21 protein-coding genes and 1 tRNA gene are annotated in these 19,646 nt (G+C 66.6%); all 22 read left to right on the top strand.

Features of this window, described 5'->3' with window-relative positions; translation table 11 throughout:
• Nucleotides 1–48: 48 nt before the first annotated feature.
• The 22 genes from dusB (at nucleotide 49) to AAY78_RS15325 (ending at nucleotide 19,640) form a co-directional block, all read left to right on the top strand.
• Complete coding sequence (gene dusB, locus AAY78_RS15425) at nucleotides 49–1,203, top strand: tRNA dihydrouridine synthase DusB (protein WP_046749182.1); 1,155 nt, start codon at nucleotides 49–51, stop codon at nucleotides 1,201–1,203.
• Nucleotides 1,193–2,578: a deoxyguanosinetriphosphate triphosphohydrolase gene (locus AAY78_RS15420; RefSeq protein WP_046749181.1), complete on the top strand. Its 1,386-nt coding sequence runs from the start codon at nucleotides 1,193–1,195 to the stop codon at nucleotides 2,576–2,578. The genes dusB and AAY78_RS15420 overlap by 11 nt, the downstream gene beginning before the upstream one ends.
• Complete coding sequence (dnaG, locus tag AAY78_RS15415; protein ID WP_046749180.1) at nucleotides 2,578–4,437, top strand: DNA primase; 1,860 nt, start codon at nucleotides 2,578–2,580, stop codon at nucleotides 4,435–4,437. Before AAY78_RS15420 ends, dnaG begins: the two co-directional genes overlap by 1 nt.
• A gap of 36 nt (nucleotides 4,438–4,473) precedes the next feature.
• The gene (locus tag AAY78_RS15410) at nucleotides 4,474–5,247 is read left to right on the top strand and encodes an ATP-binding cassette domain-containing protein (RefSeq protein ID WP_046749179.1); all 774 of its coding nucleotides are present in this window, start codon (nucleotides 4,474–4,476) and stop codon (nucleotides 5,245–5,247) included.
• 97 nt (nucleotides 5,248–5,344) lie between these two features.
• Nucleotides 5,345–5,417: transfer RNA gene (locus tag AAY78_RS15405), tRNA-Asn, on the top strand.
• A 367-nt stretch (nucleotides 5,418–5,784) separates the two neighbouring features.
• Nucleotides 5,785–5,994 (top strand): helix-turn-helix domain-containing protein, encoded by a 210-nt coding sequence (locus AAY78_RS19765; RefSeq protein WP_156172665.1) that lies wholly within the window; start codon nucleotides 5,785–5,787, stop codon nucleotides 5,992–5,994.
• Between the two features lie 6 nt (nucleotides 5,995–6,000).
• A complete protein-coding gene (locus AAY78_RS15400) occupies nucleotides 6,001–6,273 on the top strand; it encodes a hypothetical protein (protein ID WP_046749178.1) in 273 nt (90 codons plus the stop codon).
• Nucleotides 6,243–6,485, top strand: coding sequence for a hypothetical protein (locus AAY78_RS15395; RefSeq protein ID WP_046749177.1), 243 nt, complete (start codon nucleotides 6,243–6,245; stop codon nucleotides 6,483–6,485). The genes AAY78_RS15400 and AAY78_RS15395 overlap by 31 nt, the downstream gene beginning before the upstream one ends.
• A gap of 69 nt (nucleotides 6,486–6,554) precedes the next feature.
• Nucleotides 6,555–7,211 (top strand): DNA cytosine methyltransferase, encoded by a 657-nt coding sequence (locus tag AAY78_RS19320; RefSeq protein WP_197077711.1) that lies wholly within the window; start codon nucleotides 6,555–6,557, stop codon nucleotides 7,209–7,211.
• A gap of 30 nt (nucleotides 7,212–7,241) precedes the next feature.
• Nucleotides 7,242–8,579: a DNA primase family protein gene (locus AAY78_RS15385; protein ID WP_082108720.1), complete on the top strand. Its 1,338-nt coding sequence runs from the start codon at nucleotides 7,242–7,244 to the stop codon at nucleotides 8,577–8,579.
• 270 nt (nucleotides 8,580–8,849) lie between these two features.
• Nucleotides 8,850–9,164 (top strand): hypothetical protein, encoded by a 315-nt coding sequence (locus AAY78_RS15380; RefSeq protein WP_046749175.1) that lies wholly within the window; start codon nucleotides 8,850–8,852, stop codon nucleotides 9,162–9,164.
• 79 nt (nucleotides 9,165–9,243) lie between these two features.
• The gene (locus AAY78_RS15375) at nucleotides 9,244–10,866 is read left to right on the top strand and encodes a hypothetical protein (protein WP_046749174.1); all 1,623 of its coding nucleotides are present in this window, start codon (nucleotides 9,244–9,246) and stop codon (nucleotides 10,864–10,866) included.
• 125 nt (nucleotides 10,867–10,991) lie between these two features.
• Nucleotides 10,992–12,086, top strand: a complete 1,095-nt coding sequence (locus tag AAY78_RS15370; protein WP_046749173.1) for a hypothetical protein — start codon at nucleotides 10,992–10,994, stop codon at nucleotides 12,084–12,086.
• A gap of 1 nt (nucleotide 12,087) precedes the next feature.
• On the top strand, nucleotides 12,088–12,360 hold the full coding sequence (locus tag AAY78_RS15365) for an Acb2/Tad1 domain-containing protein (RefSeq protein ID WP_046749172.1): 273 nt from the start codon (nucleotides 12,088–12,090) through the stop codon (nucleotides 12,358–12,360).
• Nucleotides 12,357–14,069: a hypothetical protein gene (locus AAY78_RS15360; RefSeq protein ID WP_046749171.1), complete on the top strand. Its 1,713-nt coding sequence runs from the start codon at nucleotides 12,357–12,359 to the stop codon at nucleotides 14,067–14,069. The genes AAY78_RS15365 and AAY78_RS15360 overlap by 4 nt, the downstream gene beginning before the upstream one ends.
• A 2-nt stretch (nucleotides 14,070–14,071) precedes the next feature.
• Complete coding sequence (locus tag AAY78_RS15355; protein ID WP_046749170.1) at nucleotides 14,072–14,488, top strand: hypothetical protein; 417 nt, start codon at nucleotides 14,072–14,074, stop codon at nucleotides 14,486–14,488.
• The gene (locus AAY78_RS15350; RefSeq protein ID WP_046749169.1) at nucleotides 14,478–14,873 is read left to right on the top strand and encodes a hypothetical protein; all 396 of its coding nucleotides are present in this window, start codon (nucleotides 14,478–14,480) and stop codon (nucleotides 14,871–14,873) included. The genes AAY78_RS15355 and AAY78_RS15350 overlap by 11 nt, the downstream gene beginning before the upstream one ends.
• Nucleotides 14,874–14,878: 5 nt before the next feature.
• A complete protein-coding gene (locus AAY78_RS15345; RefSeq protein ID WP_046749168.1) occupies nucleotides 14,879–15,286 on the top strand; it encodes a hypothetical protein in 408 nt (135 codons plus the stop codon).
• A 1-nt stretch (nucleotide 15,287) separates the two neighbouring features.
• Nucleotides 15,288–15,788 (top strand): hypothetical protein, encoded by a 501-nt coding sequence (locus AAY78_RS15340; RefSeq protein WP_046749167.1) that lies wholly within the window; start codon nucleotides 15,288–15,290, stop codon nucleotides 15,786–15,788.
• Nucleotides 15,788–17,122, top strand: coding sequence for a hypothetical protein (locus AAY78_RS15335; protein ID WP_046749166.1), 1,335 nt, complete (start codon nucleotides 15,788–15,790; stop codon nucleotides 17,120–17,122). The genes AAY78_RS15340 and AAY78_RS15335 overlap by 1 nt, the downstream gene beginning before the upstream one ends.
• Nucleotides 17,119–17,469 carry a hypothetical protein gene (locus AAY78_RS15330; RefSeq protein ID WP_046749165.1) on the top strand — a complete coding sequence of 117 codons (351 nt, stop codon included), beginning with the start codon at nucleotides 17,119–17,121 and terminating at the stop codon, nucleotides 17,467–17,469. Before AAY78_RS15335 ends, AAY78_RS15330 begins: the two co-directional genes overlap by 4 nt.
• Entirely contained in the window at nucleotides 17,466–19,640 is a 2,175-nt protein-coding gene (locus AAY78_RS15325) for a hypothetical protein (protein ID WP_046749164.1), read from the top strand. The genes AAY78_RS15330 and AAY78_RS15325 overlap by 4 nt, the downstream gene beginning before the upstream one ends.
• The last annotated feature ends 6 nt before the right edge of the window (nucleotides 19,641–19,646 follow it).

Genomic DNA, 19,646 nt, shown 5'->3' with positions numbered 1-19,646 from the left:
AGATCGCCGCATCCCTCCGGGCTCCGCGTCTGGGAGAATGGACAGGACATGACTCTCGCCACCGCCCCCGCCCGCCCTCTTCGCATCGGCCCGATCGATCTCGACGTGCCGGTCGTCCTCGCACCCATGGCGGGGATCACCAACACCGCCTTCCGACGTCTGTGTCGCGAGTACGGCGCCGGGCTCTACGTGAGCGAGATGATCACCTCGCGGGCGCTCGTCGAACGCAACGAGACCACGATGCGACTCATCCGGCACCACGAGTCCGAGACGCCGCGGTCCATCCAGCTCTACGGCGTCGACCCGAAGACCATCGCGGAGGCCGTGCGCATCATCGTCGCCGAGGATCACGCCGACCACATCGACCTCAATTTCGGGTGCCCGGTGCCGAAGGTCACCCGTCGCGGCGGGGGAGCGGCGCTGCCGTGGAAGTCGAAGCTGTTCGCCGACATCGTCGACCAGGCGGTGAAAGCCGCCGGCGACATCCCTCTCACCGTGAAGATGCGCAAAGGCATCGACAAGGATCACCTCACGTTCCTCGATGCAGGGCGTGCGGCCGAAGACGCCGGGGCCGCCGCCGTGGCGCTGCATGCCAGGACTGCCGGCGAGTACTACTCCGGGTTCGCGGACTGGAACGCGATCGGCGAGCTGAAGCAGGCGGTCACGAGCATCCCGGTGCTGGGGAACGGCGACATCTGGTCGGCCGACGATGCGGTGCGCATGATGGCGCAGACCGACTGCGACGGAGTGGTGGTCGGGCGCGGCTGCCTCGGACGCCCTTGGCTGTTCGGCGAGTTGGCGACCGCGTTCGGCGGGGAGGGGAAGACGGTCGACGCGACGCTCGGCTTCGTCGCTGACGCCTTCCGCCGCCACGCCGAGCTCCTCGTCGAGTTCTTCGAGGATGAGGATCGCGGATGCCGTGACATCCGCAAGCACGTCTCCTGGTACTTCAAGGGCTACCCGGTCGGGGGCGACATCCGCACCGGACTCGCCACGGCGTCCAGCCTCGCCGAGATCGACGACCTCCTCGACCGGCTCGATCACACGGCACCGTATCCCGGTGCGGACGCCGAGGGGCAGCGCGGGCGGGCAGGACACCCGAAGCGCACGGCCCTGCCGGACAAGTGGTTGGAGTCGCGGGAGATCGCATCCGACACCTCGGAGATGATGCGTGGAGCGGAGATCGAGAACAGTGGCGGTTGACCCCCGGCCAGGCCTGCGAGCCGACGGCTACGACGCGCGAGACGCCGAACGCTTCTTCGCCGAGACCCATCGATCCGAGCGCAACGACTTCGCTCGTGATCGTGCCCGCGTCCTGCACTCCGCGGCGCTGCGCCGACTCGCCGCCAAGACGCAGGTGCTCAGCCCTGCCAGCACCGCAGATTTCGCCCGCAACCGTCTGACGCATTCCCTCGAGGTCGCTCAGGTCGGGCGCGAGCTCGCTGTCGCACTGGACGTGTCGGCCGATGTCGTCGACACCGCGTGCCTCAGCCACGACCTGGGGCATCCTCCCTTCGGTCACAACGGCGAGCGGGCACTGAACGAGTGGGCAGAGCCCATCGGGGGGTTCGAGGGGAACGCCCAGTCCCTGCGCATCCTGTCCCGACTCGAGGCGAAGGTGCTCGACGACAGCGACCGCTCGGTCGGCCTGAACCTGACCCGCGCCAGCCTCGACGCGACGTGCAAGTACCCGTGGACGGTCGACAGCCCGGTCCCCGATCCCGGTGGGCGTCTGAAGTTCGGCGTGTACCCCGAGGATGAAGCCGTGTTCCGTTGGATGCGCGAAGGCGCTCCTGGTCGACTCCGGTGCATCGAGGCCGAGATCATGGACCTCTCGGACGACATCGCCTACTCCGTCCACGACTTCGAGGATGCGATCGTCAACGGCTACGTCGACGTCGCCCAGCTCGCCGACCCCGCTCAGCACGACGCACTCGTCGGGCGTATCCAGCAGTGGGTCGGGTACGACTTCACGCGTGACGAGCTCGCCGACGCGCTCTACCGTCTGGCGTCGCAGCCGATGTGGCTCTCCTCGTTCGATCGTTCCCGTCAGGCTCTCGCGCGGCTCAAGAACCTCACGAGTGACCTGATCGGACGTTTCGCCCGTGCTTCGGTCTCCGCCACCAGGGAGGCGTACGGTACGAAGGCGCTGGTCCGGTACAACGCCCATGTCATCGTCCCGCGGGTGATCGAGGTGGAGATCGCCGTGTTGAAGGGCATCATGGGCCAGGCCATCGTCACGATCGAAGCCCGTAAGGGCGTCTACAAGGAGCAGCGGCGCGTGCTGAAGAGGCTCGCCGATGCCCTCTGGTCGACGGATGCGCTGTGGTCCGCGGGTTCCGATGTGCTCGAGCCCGCGTTCGCCGCCGACTTCATCGCGGCGGAGACCGACGCCCAACGCGCCAGAGTCGTCGTGGATCAGATCGCGAGCCTCACCGATCAGAGCGCCATCGACTGGCACAACCGTCTCGTCGGGGAGATCGACCCGGCCGAGGTGGGGATCTGGACTCCCCGTCACGCCCGCCCCGGTGCGCGGCCACACACCGAGCGCGTTCCCGTCGCGGAAAGAGCGCACTGATGCCGCGGATCCGTCAGGCCGATGTCGATGAGGTGAAGGCGCGCACGAACATCGCCGACATCATCGGCGAGCGCGTGGCGCTGAAGCCCGCCGGAGTCGGATCCCTCAAGGGCCTGTGCCCCTTCCACGACGAGAAGAGCCCGAGTTTCCATGTCCGGCAGCAGGTGGGGTACTACCACTGCTTCGGATGCGGGGAGTCCGGAGACGTGTACTCCTTCCTCCGGGAGATGGACCACGTCAGCTTCACGGAGGCGGTGGAGCGTCTCGCCGGCCGCATCGGGTACACGCTGCACTACGAGGACGGCGGAGCCGCCCCCGAGACGAGCGGGCGGAGTCGGCTGTATGCAGCCAACACTGCAGCCGCGGAGTTCTTCCGCGCGCAGTTGCTCACCCCGGACGCCGAGGCAGGACGTCGCTTCCTCGGGGAGCGCGGGTTCGATGCAGGTGCTGCAGCGCATTTCGGAGTCGGCTTCGCCCCGCGTGGCTGGGACGGCATGCTGAAGGCGCTCACCGCGCAGGGGTTCACCCGCGAGGAGCTCAGCAATGCCGGCCTCGTCTCGACCGGACAGCGCGGTGTCTACGACAGATTCCGCGGGCGTCTCGTGTGGCCGATCAGGGACGTGTCGGGGCAGACGATCGGCTTCGGCGCCCGCAAGCTGTTCGACGACGACCAGGGGCCGAAGTACCTGAACACCCCGGAGACGCCGATCTACAAGAAGGCGCAGGTGTTGTACGGGCTCGACCTCGCCAAGCGCGACATCGCCAGAGGTGACCCACGCCGGGTCGTGGTGGTCGAGGGCTACACCGATGTGATGGCCTGCCATCTCGCGGGACTCACGACGGCGATCGCCACATGCGGTACGGCGTTCGGCACCGAGCACATCAAGGTGCTGCGCCGCGTGATGGGTGATGACAACGCCTCAGGCGAGGTGGTCTTCACCTTCGACGGTGATGAAGCCGGTCAGAAGGCGGCCCTGCGTGCCTTTACCGAGGATGACCGATTCAACGCGCAGACCTTCGTCGCGGTCGCGCCCGACGGTATGGATCCGTGTGACCTGCGACTCCGGCGAGGAGATGCCGCGGTTCGGGGGCTGATGGACACCAAGCAGCCGATGTTCGAGTTCGCGATCGACCGCAAACTCGGCGGCTTCGACCTCTCCACGGTGGAAGGGCGCGTCGGTGCATTGCGGGCGGCCGCTCCCATCGTGGCGGAGATCCGCGATCAGCTTCTTCGCCCGGGATACGAACGCGTACTGGCGCGGCGGCTCGGGATGGACCCCACCGAAGTGCGCAGTGAGGTCGAACGCGCCGCTCGCGGAGCCTCGACCCCGCAGCAGCCGCGTCGGGAGGCCCCGCAGATCGACTCGGTCACGGGGGCTCCCCTCGTCGCCCCGGTGACGCTGGCGAGTCTGCCGCGCAGCCCCGACGTCGCGGTCGAACGCGACGCGCTGATGGGTGCGCTCCAGTACGGACACCAGGTCGATCAGGCGCTGCTCAACCGGGCGTTGGAGGCACCCTTCCGGACTCCAGGGCTGGACGCCGTGCGTGAGGCGGTTGCGGCGGCTCCGGACCGCACCAGGGCCGGCTGGGTGACCGAGGCCGTGAACGGCGTGCGTGAACCCTACCGCTCCCTCGCGGGGGAGCTGTTGATGACGCCGTTCCCCGAGCGGACGGAGGAGCGGGCCGTCGCCACTGTGGCCGACCTCGCCCGCAGGCTCGTGCTCCGGCAGCTCGAGCACGAGAAGCAGGAGCTCCTCGGTGCGGTGCAACGCGTGCCTGCCGATTCCGATGGTGGTCGCGCGCTGCGGATGCGCCTGCGCGACATCGACGCAGAGCGTCAGCGCTTCGCCGAGTCGTAACGGGGAGCGGGGGCCGGCAGGCGGCAGGATGGAGTCATGTCCCGCAGGCCCGAATCAACGAACGCGATCGACTGCGCCGATCTGGTGATCGACCGCATCGGCCACGGGATGCCGACGCGCGCGGTCGACGGTGTCACGTTCTCGCTGGCGCCCGGTGGGCTCATCTGCGTCGCCGGACCCACGGGCTCAGGAAAGTCGACGTTGGTCGCCGCCCTTGCCGGATCCACCGACCCCTCGGTCAAGGTCGTCGGAGGCAGCGCCCAGGTCTGCGGCGTCGATGTGCGCCGTCCCGGTCGCAAACACCGCATCCTCACCTATCGCACCGGCTTCGTTCCGCAGGGCGCCGGGGCAGACCTGCCGCCTCGGCTCACCGTGAACGAGGTGATCGCGGAGCCGATCCTCATCCGGGAGCGCCGGGTGAACACCAAGGCCCTCTCGATCCGCGTGGCCATGCTGCTCGACGAGCTGCACCTGCCGCTCGGGACCGCGTCGAAGTTCCCCTACGAACTCAGCGCCGGCATGCGCCAGCGTGTGGCCATCGCCCGGTCGTTCGTGCTCGAGCCGAAGGTGCTCATCGCCGACGAGGTGCTCGCGAACCTCGACCTCGAGGTGCGTCCGGTGGTCTTCGACGCGATCACCCGCCGTCGCAGGGAGCAGTCGATGGCGGCCCTCCTCGTGACAAACGACGCCGACTTCATCCGCGAACTGAACGCCGAGACCCTCATGCTCCGCAGCGGGCATGTTGTGGCCCGCGGAGTCGGCAAGGACCTGCTCTGGGTGCCGAACGCGGAGTCGGACTCACGGCACTGACCCCGACACGCCCGGCATCCCGGAACCGTGCCGCCGTGTCGTGAACACCTCCGGGAGTTTGCTAAGCTTGACGAGTTGCCCGCTCAGCGGTGCACATTCCTCGGTAGCTCAATTGGCAGAGCAGCCGGCTGTTAACCGGCAGGTTCTTGGTTCGAGTCCAAGCCGGGGAGCGATGAACCCCCACCCGCACCAGGGTGGGGGTTCTCTGCTTCTCCGAACAGATATCCCACCGAGGTGCCGAGCACAACCGCGGCCGCGCGCAGCTCGCTTGAGTACCAGGGGCGCTTTCCCCGCAGCTTCAGCGAGAGCGTGCTCTGACCCACGCCGACGGCGCGACCCATGTCCGTCTGCGTGATCTTGCGATCCCACATCAGGTGAAAGATGCGACGGCCGATCTCGGCGTCCAAGCCCTGGCGTTCGGGGGTGGCTGATAGCGCTGTGCTCATAACCGCGATCATATCCAACCTTTCCAACGAATCACAATGCATGCGTTGGATATGTTGGCTATATCGCACTCCGTCATGTACGGTCAGGCGTATGACGGAGCGCAACGAACTTCCAGAAACGCGATGGGTAACACCGGGCATTGCGTCCAAGGCGCTCGGCATCACGCCGGAGCATCTGGCTCGGCTCGCTGACAGAGGTGTCATTCGTGCTATCCGCCCATCGGGCGAGAGCGGGCACCGACGCTATGCCGAGTCCGACATCGAGGCGCGGCTCGCCGGTGCTCCTTGGGATGCAGCGTGAGCGCCGATGAGCACGCACCGCACGTTCCCGATCGAGACGCGAACGCCGAACATCTCGCCCGCGAGCTTCCTGTTCATGCGGGCGGAGATCGAGCGGTTGAAGCGGGAGCTGGCGGCAGCGGAGCGGGAGCTGTTCGCGGTCAGGGTCGACCGCGATCACTGGTACATGAGAGCGAACTACACGCCCGAGCAGATCGCGGAGATGTATCACCGCGCGAGTCAGGGTCTGGACGAGAACGGAGCATGGCTATGGCCGGACAGCGTGAGAACAACGAGGTGAACGCGCGGCCCTCTCACCGCACGGTGTCGCTCTGGAGCGACATCACCGCGTGCCTGGAGAACATCCGCATGGCGGAGTTCTACCTCGGCTATCTGCCCGAGAAGCCCAACACCGATGGCATCGATCACGAGGCCATTCAGATCCAACTCCAGGACGCGCGCCGCCTCCTCGGCTCGATCGCGCTCGACCTCACCGAAGGGAGCGACTCGTGATCATCAACGGTTCGTTCCTGCTGATCATCGTCGGCGCTTACGTCGCGTATCGACTCGGTTGCTGGGTCCATGACCGGGCCGAGGCGCGGACTCCCAACCACGAGATTGGTGGGCACGATGCCTAAGCTGCTCGATCTGTTCTCGTGCGCTGGCGGCGCTGGGATGGGGTATCACCGAGCCGGGTTCGAAGTCGTCGGCGTAGATATCCGCCCTCAGCCGAACTATCCCTTCGAGCACCACGTGGGCGATGCGATCGAGTTCGTACGTGAGCACGGGCACGAGTTCGACGCGATCCACGCCTCGCCCCCGTGCCAGGCCTACAGCATCACGCGGCACATGCATACGAAGGATCATCCCGACCTGGTGGAGCCGACGCGAGCAGCGCTCATTGAGACCGGCCGGCCGTGGATCATGGAGAACGTCCCCGGTGCACCGATGCTCGACTACGTGACCTTGTGTGGGTCGATGTTCGGCCTTACCGCGGTCGACACAGACGGCGAGTTGCTGGCGCTGAGGCGTCACCGCCTGTTCGAGTCCAACGTCTTCATGCTCTCGGCGGGGTCGTGCGTGCACGACAGGACGAGGGTGGCCGGCGTCTACGGCGGCGGTGCCGTGTCGAAGGAACGGCGCTCGACGACGACTGGCCGGCGCGTTGGCTACACGCCTCACAAAGCGATCGCCGAGCAGCTGCTCGGCATCGACTGGATGACGCTGGACGAGTGTTGACGTTGCGGCGTCTCACGGCGTGCTCGCGGTGTGGCATCCGGATCATGGAGGAGGTGGTTCCAGTTGCCGAGCTTCCTGCATCCGGAGACGGGGCGCTTTGACGCCACGCTCCTGGCGGATCACATCGCGCACGAGCCCTCGAAGCTCGGGCGCGATTTCGCTGGCGATCTGTACGAGTATCGCGACGGTGTGTACGTGCGCGACTCGACCGTGGTCACCCGCCGGTGCGCGAAAGCGCTCGGCGCGTCGTACACGAAGAACATCGAGTCTCAGGCGGCCGCACACCTGCTGAACGTCGATCTTCCCGAGGTCGGCCTCCCCGAGCTCCCTCGCGGTTACCTGGAGCACATCGTGTTGGAGAACGGCGTGTACTGGTGGCGAGAGGATCGCCTGACGCCGCACACCGAGATGCTCGGCGCGCTGACCAAGCTCCCGATCACGCACGATGCGATCGCCCTCCCTCACGAGTTCAAGGCGTGGCTGCGCGTCGTGTTCGGCGATGACGAGGACATGCTGCGCCACGTGTGGGAGGTCATCGGGTATCTGCTCATGACCGGCAATCCGTTGCAGAAGATCATCCTGCTCATCGGTGGTGGAGGTGACGGTAAGGGCACCTTCCTGCGCCTCATCCGCGCGATGCTCAGCAAGGTCAACTACTCGTCGGTGTCGCTGCATCAACTCGTTGAAGATCGCTTCGCCTCGTCTTCGCTCTACGGCAAGACCGCGAACATCTCGGGTGACCTGTCGAGTAAGTTCCTGACCGACCCGCAGATCCTCAAAGAGATCACCGGTGGCGACTCGATCAGCGCGTCACGCAAGCACGGCCAGGCGTTCGAGTTCGTGCCCTACGCGGTACCCATCTTCGCCGCCAACGAATTCTTCCGCACCTCCGACAACTCGTACGGGTGGCGTCGGCGATGGATGGTCATCGAGTTCCCGAACAAGGTGGAGAACGAGAAAGAGGGTGCTCCCGTCTTCGACGAGTCGATCCTGCACGACGACATTCCGGGCATCTTCAACGAGGCGATGGAGGGTCTGCGGCGTCTCATGCTCCGCGGCCGGTTCGCCCCGCCCGCTGCCGCCCGTGAGGCGACCACGCGCATGCACGACGAGGCTGACCCGTTCCTCACGTGGCTCGACGAGGACGACGCTGTGACCGAGGGGCCTGAGCAGTCCAGCCCGAAAGATGACGTGTACCGTGCGTACACCACCTGGTGCCGGCGCAACGGGTACACGGCTATGGCATCCGGCCCTCTCGGGCAGCGTCTCAAGCAGCGCGGCGTCACCGCCACCCGCCCCCGCATCGCCGGAGGCCGCGTGCACTACTACCAGGGCATCAGCGTCGTGCTGACCCCGGGGCGCGCATGAGCTGCGTGGTGTGGTCAGGGCTGACCGCGGTCAGGCCGGCGGCGCCCGCCCCCGCTCCCCGCACCCCTCGGAATGAGGAGCTTCGCTCTGACGATGCGGGTGGTCAGGCCAGTGGTCAGGGCTTGGTCAGGGAGGTGGTCAGGCCTCGATCCCAAGGGGGGAGCGGGCTGGTCAGGGCGGTCACCCCTCTCTCTACTTACTCTCGCGTAAAGAAAAGAGAAGAGAGAAGTAGGACCACTGCCCTGACCGCCCTGACCGAGGAGGACTATCGTGACCGATCAGCATCGCGATCCCGAGTACGTGGCGAACGCGCGGCTGGTGCGCGCGCAGGTTCACCTCGCGTGGCGGCACGGCGACGACGTGTACTGCTGGCGGCGGGGCGAGCTGCTCCAGCCTGGGCAACCGTTCGACGTGGGCCACCTCGTCGCCGGTGCTGGTCACGCCCGGTCGAACCTCGCGCCGGAGTGCCGACGCTGCAACCGGTCCGAGGGTGGTCGGCGTGGTGCCGCGATCACCAACGGTCGAGCAGCTCGCGTGCTCCCGTCGGTGCGGCGCGCATCTCGCGAAGGGCTCGCGCCGTGGTGACCGGTCTTTTTTATGGTGATCGGTGCAACCCCCGCCTTCGGCTCCAATACTCGTTTCTCCCCCTGAACTGGACATTCCTATGACCCCCGCACTGCCTACTCTCTCCGATCTCTGGGACGAGGGGACATGGCTCGAATGGCGCAGTCGCATCGCGCACCTCTCGCCGATCCGCCTCGACGAGCTGACGACTACCGAGCAGTCGCGGGGTGAGTTCATCCAGGGGGCGCGGCTGCTCCGGCTCGATCAGCGACAGCGGGCAGGGGACGGGGGGCATGGTCCTTCGCCGATGCAGCTCGTCATCGCTGACCTGCTCGCGTCGGGACGCTTCATGAACGGCATCTTCGAACCTCGGCGGTCGACGAAGACGACGGCCGTGCAGGCCGTAATGATGGGTCGGTGCTGGGCGCGCGAGGACTACCGTGTCGGGTGGACCATGTTCACGACTGGAGCGAAAGCGGGAGCGCGGTTCCGCGAGGACATCGTCGCGCACCTCGACAAGCTGTACCCGTCGAAGGCTGACAGTCCGATCAGCGTCAACCTCGGCAAGGGCAGTGAGCAACTCACGTTCAAGCACACCGGTGCGACCCTCGTCGTGTCGACGCCGAACGGTGACGGCTTCCGATCGGGCGGCTTCGATTTCGCATTCGGTGACGAGGGCGGCGAGGCGGACGTCGAGCAGGGCGCGGATGTCGTGCGCGCCGTCATCCCGACCATGGACACGAAGCCGGGTGCGCAGTTCGTCATCGCAGGGACCGGGCAGAAATGGCGCACAGGTCAGCTCCTCTGGGAGACGCTGCACGACGACGACGCCGCGGTCGCATGGCACGGCATCCCCGAGAACATCGACCGCGCCGAGCTGGTGTCCTGGGAACCCGACCTCCCGCACCCGAAGACAGGAGCGACCGGAGGGCGGATGCGGGAGTGGATCGAGCGCACCCATCCCGGCATGAGCTTCACGACGCTCTCGGAAGCGCCGAAGAGATCCTACGATCGGGTGCCGCTCGATGACTTCCTCATCGAGTACGGCGGGCAGTTCGGGTTCGAGGGCGCAGCAGATGTCCTGATCCCGCCCGCCCACCTCGAGCGCGCGCTAAGGCGCTCCGAATTCCCGGAGCCTCCCGCGCGTTTCTCGGCAGCCCTCAAAGTCCACCATCTCGGAACCGCCGCGTCTCTCGCTGTCGCGTGGGAGTACCAGGAGCCGGGTGACCTCGTGACAGATGCGCTGGAGCTCGCAGGGGAGCAGGGCCGGAAGACGAAGCGTGCCGTTGCCCTGTGGTGGTGGCAACCCGGCACGACGGATCTTGAACGCGAGGTGTTGCGACGACTCCGGCGCCGGCCGACGACACTGCACTACGACAAGCGCGGATACACAGAGGAGATCGCGGAGAAGCGAATCGGGATCGCGCGCCCGCGAGTCGCGATCAAGCCAACGATCACAGCCGACATCCCCGGGTCCACCGTCGGGTTCTTGAAAGCGTTGGAGGATGACGACCTCGTGATCTTCCACCACCCCGAGCTTGAACGCGCCGCGCGTACCGCCACGCGCCAGGCATTCGGGAACTACGGCACGTTCCGGTTCGGTCCTCCGAAGAACGATCCGGAGGCCGACGTGACACCGTTGGAGGCGTGTGCGCTCGCGCTCCGCTTCCTCGCTGACGAGCCCGTTCGAGGCAGCCTGGCCACCGCAATCGGGTTCGGATGACCAGGGCGACACGCCGCGTGTGGATCGTCGAAGCAACTTATGACGGAGCGCAATGCTAATGTGATCCCGTTATCGCAAAGATCAGTCGGAGTAGGGCTCTGGCTACGTAGCTCGAAGGAGCAACGTTGGGCCTGTTCAACTTCCTCACCGGTGGCATCCGACTGACTCAGTCCGCGGCCCCGATGCTGGCGTCGCCGTATTCCGGCGATCATCTCACCCAGGCCATCGTCTCCGACTACTTCGGTCAGCTCCCCGGCGAACTGGTCGACCGCAACATTGCTCGCCGCGTCCCCGAGGTGAAGCGCGCTCTTGCCGCTCACCAGGCGCTGGTCACCCGCCTGCGCTTCGAGGTGTACGCGGCGGGCACCCCGACCGCGCGCGTCGAGACTCAGCCCTACTGGGTCTCGACGTGCGCCTACTCCGGCATGTCCCGATGGCTCGCGTACAAGCAACTCGTCGAAGAACTGTTCTTCGAGGGCTTCGCGGTCATCGGATGCTGGCTCGACACCGAGGGTTTGGTCTACGACTGGATCACCGTGCCGCGCAATCTGTGGACGATCGACCAGCAGACGCAGAGCGTCGTCATCGACGAGAGCGTGCCGGCGCAGTATCGGATGCGCGCGGTGGTCGTTCCGCTCGGTAGCGCCGGTCTGATGGTCGACGGCATCGACTCGATCCGCCAGGCGCGGAAGATCGAGATCGCACGGCAGGCTCGCCTGGACAGCCCGCCCGCCGCGACCGAGCTGCATGTCACGGACACGGCCTACGACAGCATGGAGCGCGACGAGCAGCAGACGCTCATCGCGAACTACAAGGAGGGGCGCAGCAAGTCCTCGATCTCTGTCACCCCGTCCTACATCGAGGTCAAGGAGCGCGGCACGAGCGGCAGTCTCGACCTGTTCGAGGAGGCGAAGAACTCGGTCCGCATCGACCTTGCCATGCACACCGGCGTCACGCTGAACTTTGTCGGCGCGTCCAAGGAGGGCGGAGGGTCTGGCGGCAGCGTCCAGTACCAGAACGTGAACGGCGAGAACTCCGAGCTGTGGACCTTTGGCGCGTCCGAGTACGCGATCGCGATCGCCGCTGCGCTGTCTGCCGATGTCGTCGTGGGTGAGGGTTCCGAGGTCCGCGCCGACGCTTCCGCATTCGCAGTACCCGCCCCGCTGTCCATCGATCCGGAGGCGGGCGACAGCGCTGCCTCCACCATCAAGGAGAACTGACATGACCAAAGAGACCGTTGTCCCCGTTCCCGCTGAGACGCCTGTCGAGCAGACGCCGACGCCCCTGCCGCCCGAGCTGGCGTCACGGTTCGTCACCGCCGCGACCAGCGAGGCACCGTCGCAGGATCAGGTGGCCATCGTGCGCCAGAATGCCGGCGCGATCACGACCGCGGCGGAGCAGCTCGCGCAGCTGCCCGACAGTCGGTACAAGTCGCTCGCCCTCACCTCGCTCGAAGAGGCGCTGATGTGGGCCAACAAGGCGGTGTTCCAGTGACTGACGAAGCGGGCCTGTTCTCCCGCGTCGCCGAGACTCGCAAGGTGAAGGGTCTCCTGCTGCCGTTCGGAGAGCTGTCCAGCCCGAGCAGCAGCAATACCCCGCCGACGATGTTCAGCGCTGCCAGCGTGGCCATCCCGCGTGACCCGTCGATCGTGACGCTGAACGTCGAGCACGACCGCTTCAACCCGATCGGACGGGCCACCTCGTTGGAGGTCACGGAGGCAGGCGTCATCGCGGAGTTCACCATCGCGACGACCGACGAGGGTGACGCGTTCCTCGCCTCTGGTACGAAGCGCAAGCTGTCGGCAGAGCTGGGCTCGCTGGTCCGCAACGGGGCCAACGCGATCCGCTCCCGCCTCACCGGCGCCACCGTGTGTGATGCCGGCGCGTTCGCATCCGCCGCCCTCTTCTCCCTCGCTCCCGGGGTCACCGCCGAGTTCACGGAAGAGGTGCCGTCGTCTGACGAGTACAGCGCCCCGGAGTCGTCGAGCAGCTCCGAGTACACGACGGAGTTCACGGACGACGAGGGCGTGAAGTGGCGTCGCGTCGAGACGTCGAAGCGCGAGACCACTGTCACCAAGATCACCGACTCCGCGCCCGCGGACGAGGAGAACCCCAAAGCTCCTGAGGAGGAGACAATGACTGCATCCGCCGCGGGCCAGACCCCCGCCGCCATCGTGACGCCCGCCAGTGCACCGCCCGTTCAGGACGTGGACCTCCACGCGGTCTTCTCCGCCATGGCCGCGATCAAGGCCGGCGTCCAGGTCGAGGACAACGAGAGCGCCCTGTTCGCCCTCGCCGACGTCAAGACGACCGGTGACGGTGCGCTCCCCGTCGCTGGCGTCATCCAGCCGAACTGGGTCGGCAAGCTCTGGCAGGGCAAGGAGTACGTGCGCAAGTATCTCCCGCTGAACAACCACACCTTCGGTCCCATCGACCTCGGCGGCCGCGCGGGCTTCCGTCTCGACCAGGGCACCGCGCTGGTGCAGGAACGCGGTCAGGAGAAGACCGAGCTGCCTACCGGTTCCGCCAGCACGTCCAAGCGTGAGAGCTCGCGCAAGAGCTTCGGCTACGCCGCTGACGTCGCCGCCGAGTGGACCTACCTCACCGGTGGCGCCGAGGTTCTCGAGTCGTTCTGGAAGGGCGTCGCGAACTCGTACGCGAAGGTCACCGACCTGGTTGGCCTCGCCACCATGTTCCGCGTGGCATCGCGCGACACGGGCGCAGCGCTCTCGCGCCTCGTCGCTCCCGGTTCGCTGCCCGCCGGCACCCCGGCGAACTCCGCCTACTACCCCGGAGTCGTCCAGCTCATCCAGGCGATCGAGGCGATCTCGGACGCGGATGATGACCCGTCCTGGGCGGTCGTGAACCCGGTGCTGTGGCAGCAGCTGATCTTCACGCCGAAGGATCTCCTGCCCGAGTTCGTCTCGCTGGCCGTCGGCGTCGGCACGGGTGAGGCGAACGTGGACGGCAAGATCACCGTCCGCAAGGCTCCGCAGTCCGCGTTCATCGGCACGAAGGCGACCGACCCGCAGGTCATGGCCGGTGCAAAGAACGCGATCGAGTTCAAGGAGCTGGGAACCACGCCGCTCCAGATCGATGCGCTGAACGTCGCGAAGTTCGGCGTGGACCGCGCGACGGTCGGCTTCCTAGAGGAGTTCGTCGTCCGCCCCGAGGCGACCATCCTCATCGGCACCGCGGCCTGACCATGGAGTGGTACACCGCGTCGGATCAGGCGTCTCGGGACCGTCTCGGCGACGCCTGGTCCGACGCGGACACCATTGACCCCGAGTTGTGCGAGATGCTCCTCGAAGTGGCCCGTGGTGACGTGCTGGAGTATGCACCGGCTGGCACCTCCGCCGAGCAGGTCACCCGCCTGCTTACTGTCCTCGGGTACCCCGCGGCCACGATCGACCTGGTCGTGGCCGCGCTGGGCGAAGTCGTGCCGGGAGTCCCGGCGAGGTACGTCTTCGCCCAACTGCAGCAGGCGAAGAACCTGTTCAACGCCGGCCGCATCGTCGGCGGCAGTGTCGGCGGCGACGGGTTCACGTTCGTCCCGCGGCCGCTGTCCAGGGAGATTCAGAAGGTCATTCGCCCACAGTCGGGAGTGGCCAATGTTCTCTGACATTGCCGGAGTGCGAGCCGCACTCAAGGAACGCCTCGCCCCGGACCTTCCGGTTCGGTGGTCCATCGAGGAGAACTTGAAGCAGCCGCCGACCGAGTACAGAGCGCCATTGATCACCTTCGAGTTCACGCGGTTCGAGGCCGCCCCAGACGGGCAGGAACTCGGCGCGGGGCAGGTCGGCGCTGCCGTCGATCTGGTCCTCGGTTCGCCGATGACGGCCGACGAGAAGGGTGAGGACGACGTCGACCAGCTCGCCCTCACCCTTGTCCAGGTGCTCGACCGCCAGTCCGACATGTACTGGTCCACCGCCGAGAAGCAGCGCCTCGAATCAGGTCAGTGGGTCTGGCGCATCCACACCATCGTCCTCACCGAATCCAAGGAGTAGCAGTCATGCCGAACGTCACCAACAAGGCCTACATCGGGCAGGCCGGAACCATCATCCTCGGCGGCGACACCCATTTCGGTGTCACCGCATTCGGCCTCGTCCCCACGACCCCGCGGGAGACGGTCCCGGACATCTCGGGTGACGTGCAGGTCATCACGGGCAAGCCGACATGGGTCGCCAACATCGAGTTCCACCAGGACCACATCACAGACGGTTCCCTCTCGCGGAAGTCGCCTGCGATGGCCGGTACCGTCATCCCGTTCATCTACACGCCGCAGGACGGCGGAGAGGGCCGCTCCGGGAACATCCGGTGGGAAGACGTGCCCTTCGGTGGCAACACCGGACGACACAGCGTCTCCCAGGCTCTCGGCGTCGTCGGTCAGCCAACGACCATCGCCCCGGCCGGCGACTGACATGCGCACGGGGCGGATCAGTCTTCTGATCGATTCGCCTCTGCGGGATCTGCTCATCGCTCTGCGGGCAGTCCCCGCAGAGGCCCGCAAGCACGTCACGGCGCACACGCGCGCCAACGCTGAACCCATCTGGCAGGAAGAGACCCGTGACCGTGCGGGGACACGCCTCCAGCAGCGTGCCCTTGTGAACACGGCCCGCGTCGGCGTCGCGATCCGAAACATCTACCTCCGCTCCGGTGGGGTCGGGAAGATGTCCTCCGGCGCGGCCGTGTCCACAGTGGCATTCGGGGCAGAGTTCGGCGCAAACCCCGACAAGCAGATCACTCAACGCTCGCGCAAGGGAACGCCCTACAAGCGCCGCCTTGGGAACGTGTTCGGCGCTCCACGGCGAGGCGGGAATGTCGTCTACCCGGCTGCCCGCGAAGCCACGCCCCGCATCGGGTCGGTTGCGATCCAGTCCGCCTATCGAGCACTCCTCGACGCCTTCGACGGGAAGAAGTGATGGCCAAGGTCCACGAGATCGGCATCGGAGCCGACACCCGACAGTTCGAAGACCGGATCAAGGCCGGCGTCATCAAGCCGACCGAAGACGCCGCCGACGCGATGGATCGCCTCGATGAGGCTGTCGGCGGCGCAGGTACGGCCAGCGGCAAGGCCGGCGACCAGGTCGCCAGCTTCGCAGACAAGCTCGCCGACGCCGCCCGCAAAGCAGGCAAGAGCGATGACGAGATCCGTGACGCACTCAAGCAGATGGGCGTCACAGCAGAGGACGCCCGCCGATCAGTCGACAAGCTCGGCGACGAGTTCAAGGACACCGGTCGCCAGGGCGAGCGCGCCACCGGCGACGCGGAGAAGGGCGTCGACAAGCTCGAAGACGCGCTCAAGAAGGCGCAGCGCGAGACGAAGGAACTCGGCGACAAAGCCGACGACGCCGGCGACAAGGCCCGCCTTGGCATGAAGCGCGCCGAAGAGGGCGTCAAAGACTTCAAACAGGAAGCGCAACAATCCGCCCGCGAGACTGCCGCATCGTTCGACGGATCGTTCGAATCGATCGCAGAGCTCGGACAGGAGATCGCCGCGAACGCCTTCGCCGGGTTCGGTCCTGCGGGTGCCGCCGCGGGCATAGCCGTCGCAGGTGCTGGCGGCGCGATGATCGAAACGTTCAACAAGGTCGAGGAAGCCGCCGAGGAAGCCCGCGACTCCGCGTTCTCGCTCGCCTATGACGTCGCCGGCGCGATGGCCACCGCTGGATACACGCAGCGCGTGGGCGAATGGACCAGCAGCACGGAGAAGTACAAGCAGGTCACCGACCTGGCTGCCGCGTCCGGACTGAATCAAGTCGACGTGATCGATGCCCTCGCCTCCGGCGGCGACAAGTTGGGGAAGCTGACTGACGCTTTCGCTCGGAACGCGGAGGCATCGGGAAAGCTCTCGCCGGGTCGGATCTGGGAGCTTGAGGCAGCCGTAAAAGCGACCGGCGAGGGGTACATCAGCGGCGCCGATGCTGCTGCCATCGCAGAGCGCGCGAACTACGAGTACGCGAGGAGTGTGGGTCACGCGACCGGGGAGACCGACGCCCTCGGCAACGCGATCTATCGACTCCCGGACGACACCGAGGTGTCTGTCAACGCGAAGACCCAGCGCGCGACCGAAGACATCCAACGCGTCGAAGACAAGGTGAACGAGGTCGACGGGCAGGAGGCCGTGGTCAACGCGCGAGTCAACGGCCTGAATCAGGCCCGGATCGACCTCGATGCCCTCACCCGCCCGCGGACAATGACCGTAACAGCAAAGCTCAACCAGTCGTTCGCATCGAACATGGGGTGGGACAAATGACCACGACCGTCACGCACGCGAGCGGCACGATCACCGCCTACATGTCGAGTTTTGAGGGAGACACTCCTCTGCGTTCGATCGTTCACACGATCATCGGCCGCCCGGACCCGGATATCACGACGCGGCCCTCGGGGCTCCGGAAGGGCACTCTCAAGCTCGTGTTCGAGACGGGCGCTGTCGCCGTGGCTGCGCGCGCGGTGCTGGCTGTTACGCAGCCGCTCACCCTGTCCAACTCAGGCGTGGACGAGGTGTCAATGCAGTTCGTTGTTGCTGGCGGCGACCTGGGGCAGGTGCTCAGCAGCGGCGGTGTGTGGTCGCTTGAGGTTCCGTATCAGGAGATCTCGTGACCACCTTCAGCGAGCACACCTACACAGCCCGCATCCTCGACGCGGGCGGTGACATCACCCTGTCTCTCGATGAGGACACTGGCGGGGATATCACCCTGGATGCGGCGGCGATCCCCCACGTGAAATCCTCGGTCCCGGTGGCTGTGGAGGATGCGCTGCAACTCGCGAAGATGGACCCGCGAGATTCGCGGCGCGTGGTCCTGACCGCCGCCCGTGATGGCGGAACTCCGAGGACATTCGACCTCGGCATCCGTGAGGCGGCCCCGGACCGTGCAGGCGGGACGGTCACGCTCACGCTCGCGTCCGATGAGGCGCTCGTGATGGACTACGCGCAGCTCGTGGACGACAACACGCCCCGGTCGCTGCAGACCTCACTCCGCGCGGTGTGTGAATACGTGCTGTCGAAGGTGCCAGGCGTGCAGCGCAACCTCCACCCGTACCCGACCGCGGGTGCCGGATCGGGGTGGGGAGTCGCGTCCTGGGGAACGGGTGGCGCTGGGACTACGAACCTATCTGACTCGACGGGTGTAAGCCCGAATGTGCCGAATTCTCCCCAGCCCGCGGCGAGCTTCACCTGGACAACGGCACCGGCGGGCGGCGTGCCCACGATGTTCACGGGCGCTTTCCCGATCCCCTCTGGGCGGCAGCTGATGACGTTCTCGTCACACATTGCCTCAACGATCGCCGGGCAGCAATGGCGGATGGCTGTGCAGTGGTTCTCAGATAGCGCGCTCATCTCGTCGGACTATGGTCCCGCGACTGCCCCGACGCCCACGAACTGGCGGTTCTCGGTAACAGCTCGGCCTCCGGTGGGGGCAACACGAGCAGCAATTGTGTGGCAGCTCATGTCGGGTGCGATTGTCGTCGGCAGCTTTGCATGGATGTCGCTCGCGATGGCTGTTGTGGGTACTCGCACCGCCTATGTTGCTCGGGTGCTGGAGCCGGGCCCGGATGCCGATGTCACCGCCTATTGGCCAGTTACGAACCTGTTCACGAATCCGTCGTTTGAGAACACCGTTGCCGGGTGGGTGAACGGTTCCCTTGCGACTGGGCTTGCTCCGACGGCGACGCAGAAGTTGGTGGGGAACTACTCCGGGCATTGGCAGACCACTGGTGCCGGTCAGAGCTTCATTGACTTCACCGGGCCGATCAGTGTGCAGGCGGGCCGCTCCTACGTGTTCTCCGCATCCATGCGGGCCACGGTCGCCCGTCCCGCGCGGGTCATGACCCGGTTCAAGAATGCTGCCGGTGTGATCCTTTCCGACCGCTACAGCGCCGCAGTAAACCTCACCACCACGGGGTGGACGCCGCTCTCGAACATCCAGGTTGCGCCCGCGGGGGCCACTCAGGCAACCGCCCACGTCGAGTACCAGGCATCCGCGGGCGGTCAGTTCCCGTACGTGGACGCGCTGATGTTCTACGAGGGCAACGAGGTCGTGCCGTACCACGACGGCGACACCCCCGACACCGCGAACTATGACTACGCCTGGACCGGCCCCGCGCAGGTATCGACCTCGACCCGCACGCCCACCGTGGAACGTCCACCCGAAGCGTTGCTGTGGTCGGCCGGCATCTCGGCGATGGCATTCCTCGAACCGCTCCTGAAAGCGGCCGGGTTCCGCCTCGTGTGCGACGAGCAGCGCCGATGGACGCTCCGAACTGCTGACTTCCGGGCAGACGGCAACCAGACCTTCCGGCACGCGGTGAACATCGAGAGCGCCAACGAGAAGCTCTCTCGCGAAGACGACGCGTGGTTCGACGCGGCCGTGTACGTCTACATCTGGACCGACAGCAACGGCATCGAGCAGCGCCGTGTGGATGCGTTCGCGCTCACGGGTATCCCCACAAAGGTGATGCGCGTCGAACTCCGCGACACCGTGTATCCCGGCCCGGGACGTGCGGAGAGCATCGTGCGCCGTGCACAGGGGCGAGGGCGCACCGTGACCGTCTCTGCGGTCCCGACGTGGGACGAGCGCACCGACCAGTACCTCAGCATCCTGCTCGAGGGCACCCCGATCCAGACCGGTCTGGCCTCCACCGTCCGCTATGACCTTGCCGCCGACACCGTGACCGTCTCGGCGCGCACCGTCGATACCCCTGCCGGTGCGATCGACCTCGCCATCGGGACCATCGACGGCGGCTCCGCCGGAACCATCGACACCGACACCTGACAGGAG

The organism is Microbacterium sp. Ag1, from assembly GCF_001005635.1.
GTDB lineage: Bacteria > Actinomycetota > Actinomycetes > Actinomycetales > Microbacteriaceae > Microbacterium > Microbacterium oxydans.
The sequence above is the reverse complement of the archived record's forward strand: the minus strand, read 5'-3'. Positions and strand labels throughout refer to the sequence as shown.

Bases quoted from the DNA above. Each gene is read 5' to 3' on its own strand.
- dusB (WP_046749182.1), top strand. From the start codon at position 49: ATGACTCTCGCCACCGCCCCCGCCCGCCCTCTTCGCATCGGCCCGATC.
- dnaG (WP_046749180.1), top strand. From the start codon at position 2,578: ATGCCGCGGATCCGTCAGGCCGATGTCGATGAGGTGAAGGCGCGCACG.
- AAY78_RS15410 (WP_046749179.1), top strand. From the start codon at position 4,474: ATGTCCCGCAGGCCCGAATCAACGAACGCGATCGACTGCGCCGATCTG.
- AAY78_RS19765 (WP_156172665.1), top strand. From the start codon at position 5,785: ATGACGGAGCGCAACGAACTTCCAGAAACGCGATGGGTAACACCGGGC.
- AAY78_RS15400 (WP_046749178.1), top strand. From the start codon at position 6,001: ATGAGCACGCACCGCACGTTCCCGATCGAGACGCGAACGCCGAACATC.
- AAY78_RS15395 (WP_046749177.1), top strand. From the start codon at position 6,243: ATGGCCGGACAGCGTGAGAACAACGAGGTGAACGCGCGGCCCTCTCAC.
- AAY78_RS19320 (WP_197077711.1), top strand. From the start codon at position 6,555: ATGACCGGGCCGAGGCGCGGACTCCCAACCACGAGATTGGTGGGCACG.
- AAY78_RS15375 (WP_046749174.1), top strand. From the start codon at position 9,244: ATGACCCCCGCACTGCCTACTCTCTCCGATCTCTGGGACGAGGGGACA.
- AAY78_RS15365 (WP_046749172.1), top strand. From the start codon at position 12,088: ATGACCAAAGAGACCGTTGTCCCCGTTCCCGCTGAGACGCCTGTCGAG.
- AAY78_RS15355 (WP_046749170.1), top strand. From the start codon at position 14,072: ATGGAGTGGTACACCGCGTCGGATCAGGCGTCTCGGGACCGTCTCGGC.
- AAY78_RS15350 (WP_046749169.1), top strand. From the start codon at position 14,478: ATGTTCTCTGACATTGCCGGAGTGCGAGCCGCACTCAAGGAACGCCTC.
- AAY78_RS15345 (WP_046749168.1), top strand. From the start codon at position 14,879: ATGCCGAACGTCACCAACAAGGCCTACATCGGGCAGGCCGGAACCATC.
- AAY78_RS15340 (WP_046749167.1), top strand. From the start codon at position 15,288: ATGCGCACGGGGCGGATCAGTCTTCTGATCGATTCGCCTCTGCGGGAT.
- AAY78_RS15335 (WP_046749166.1), top strand. From the start codon at position 15,788: ATGGCCAAGGTCCACGAGATCGGCATCGGAGCCGACACCCGACAGTTC.
- AAY78_RS15330 (WP_046749165.1), top strand. From the start codon at position 17,119: ATGACCACGACCGTCACGCACGCGAGCGGCACGATCACCGCCTACATG.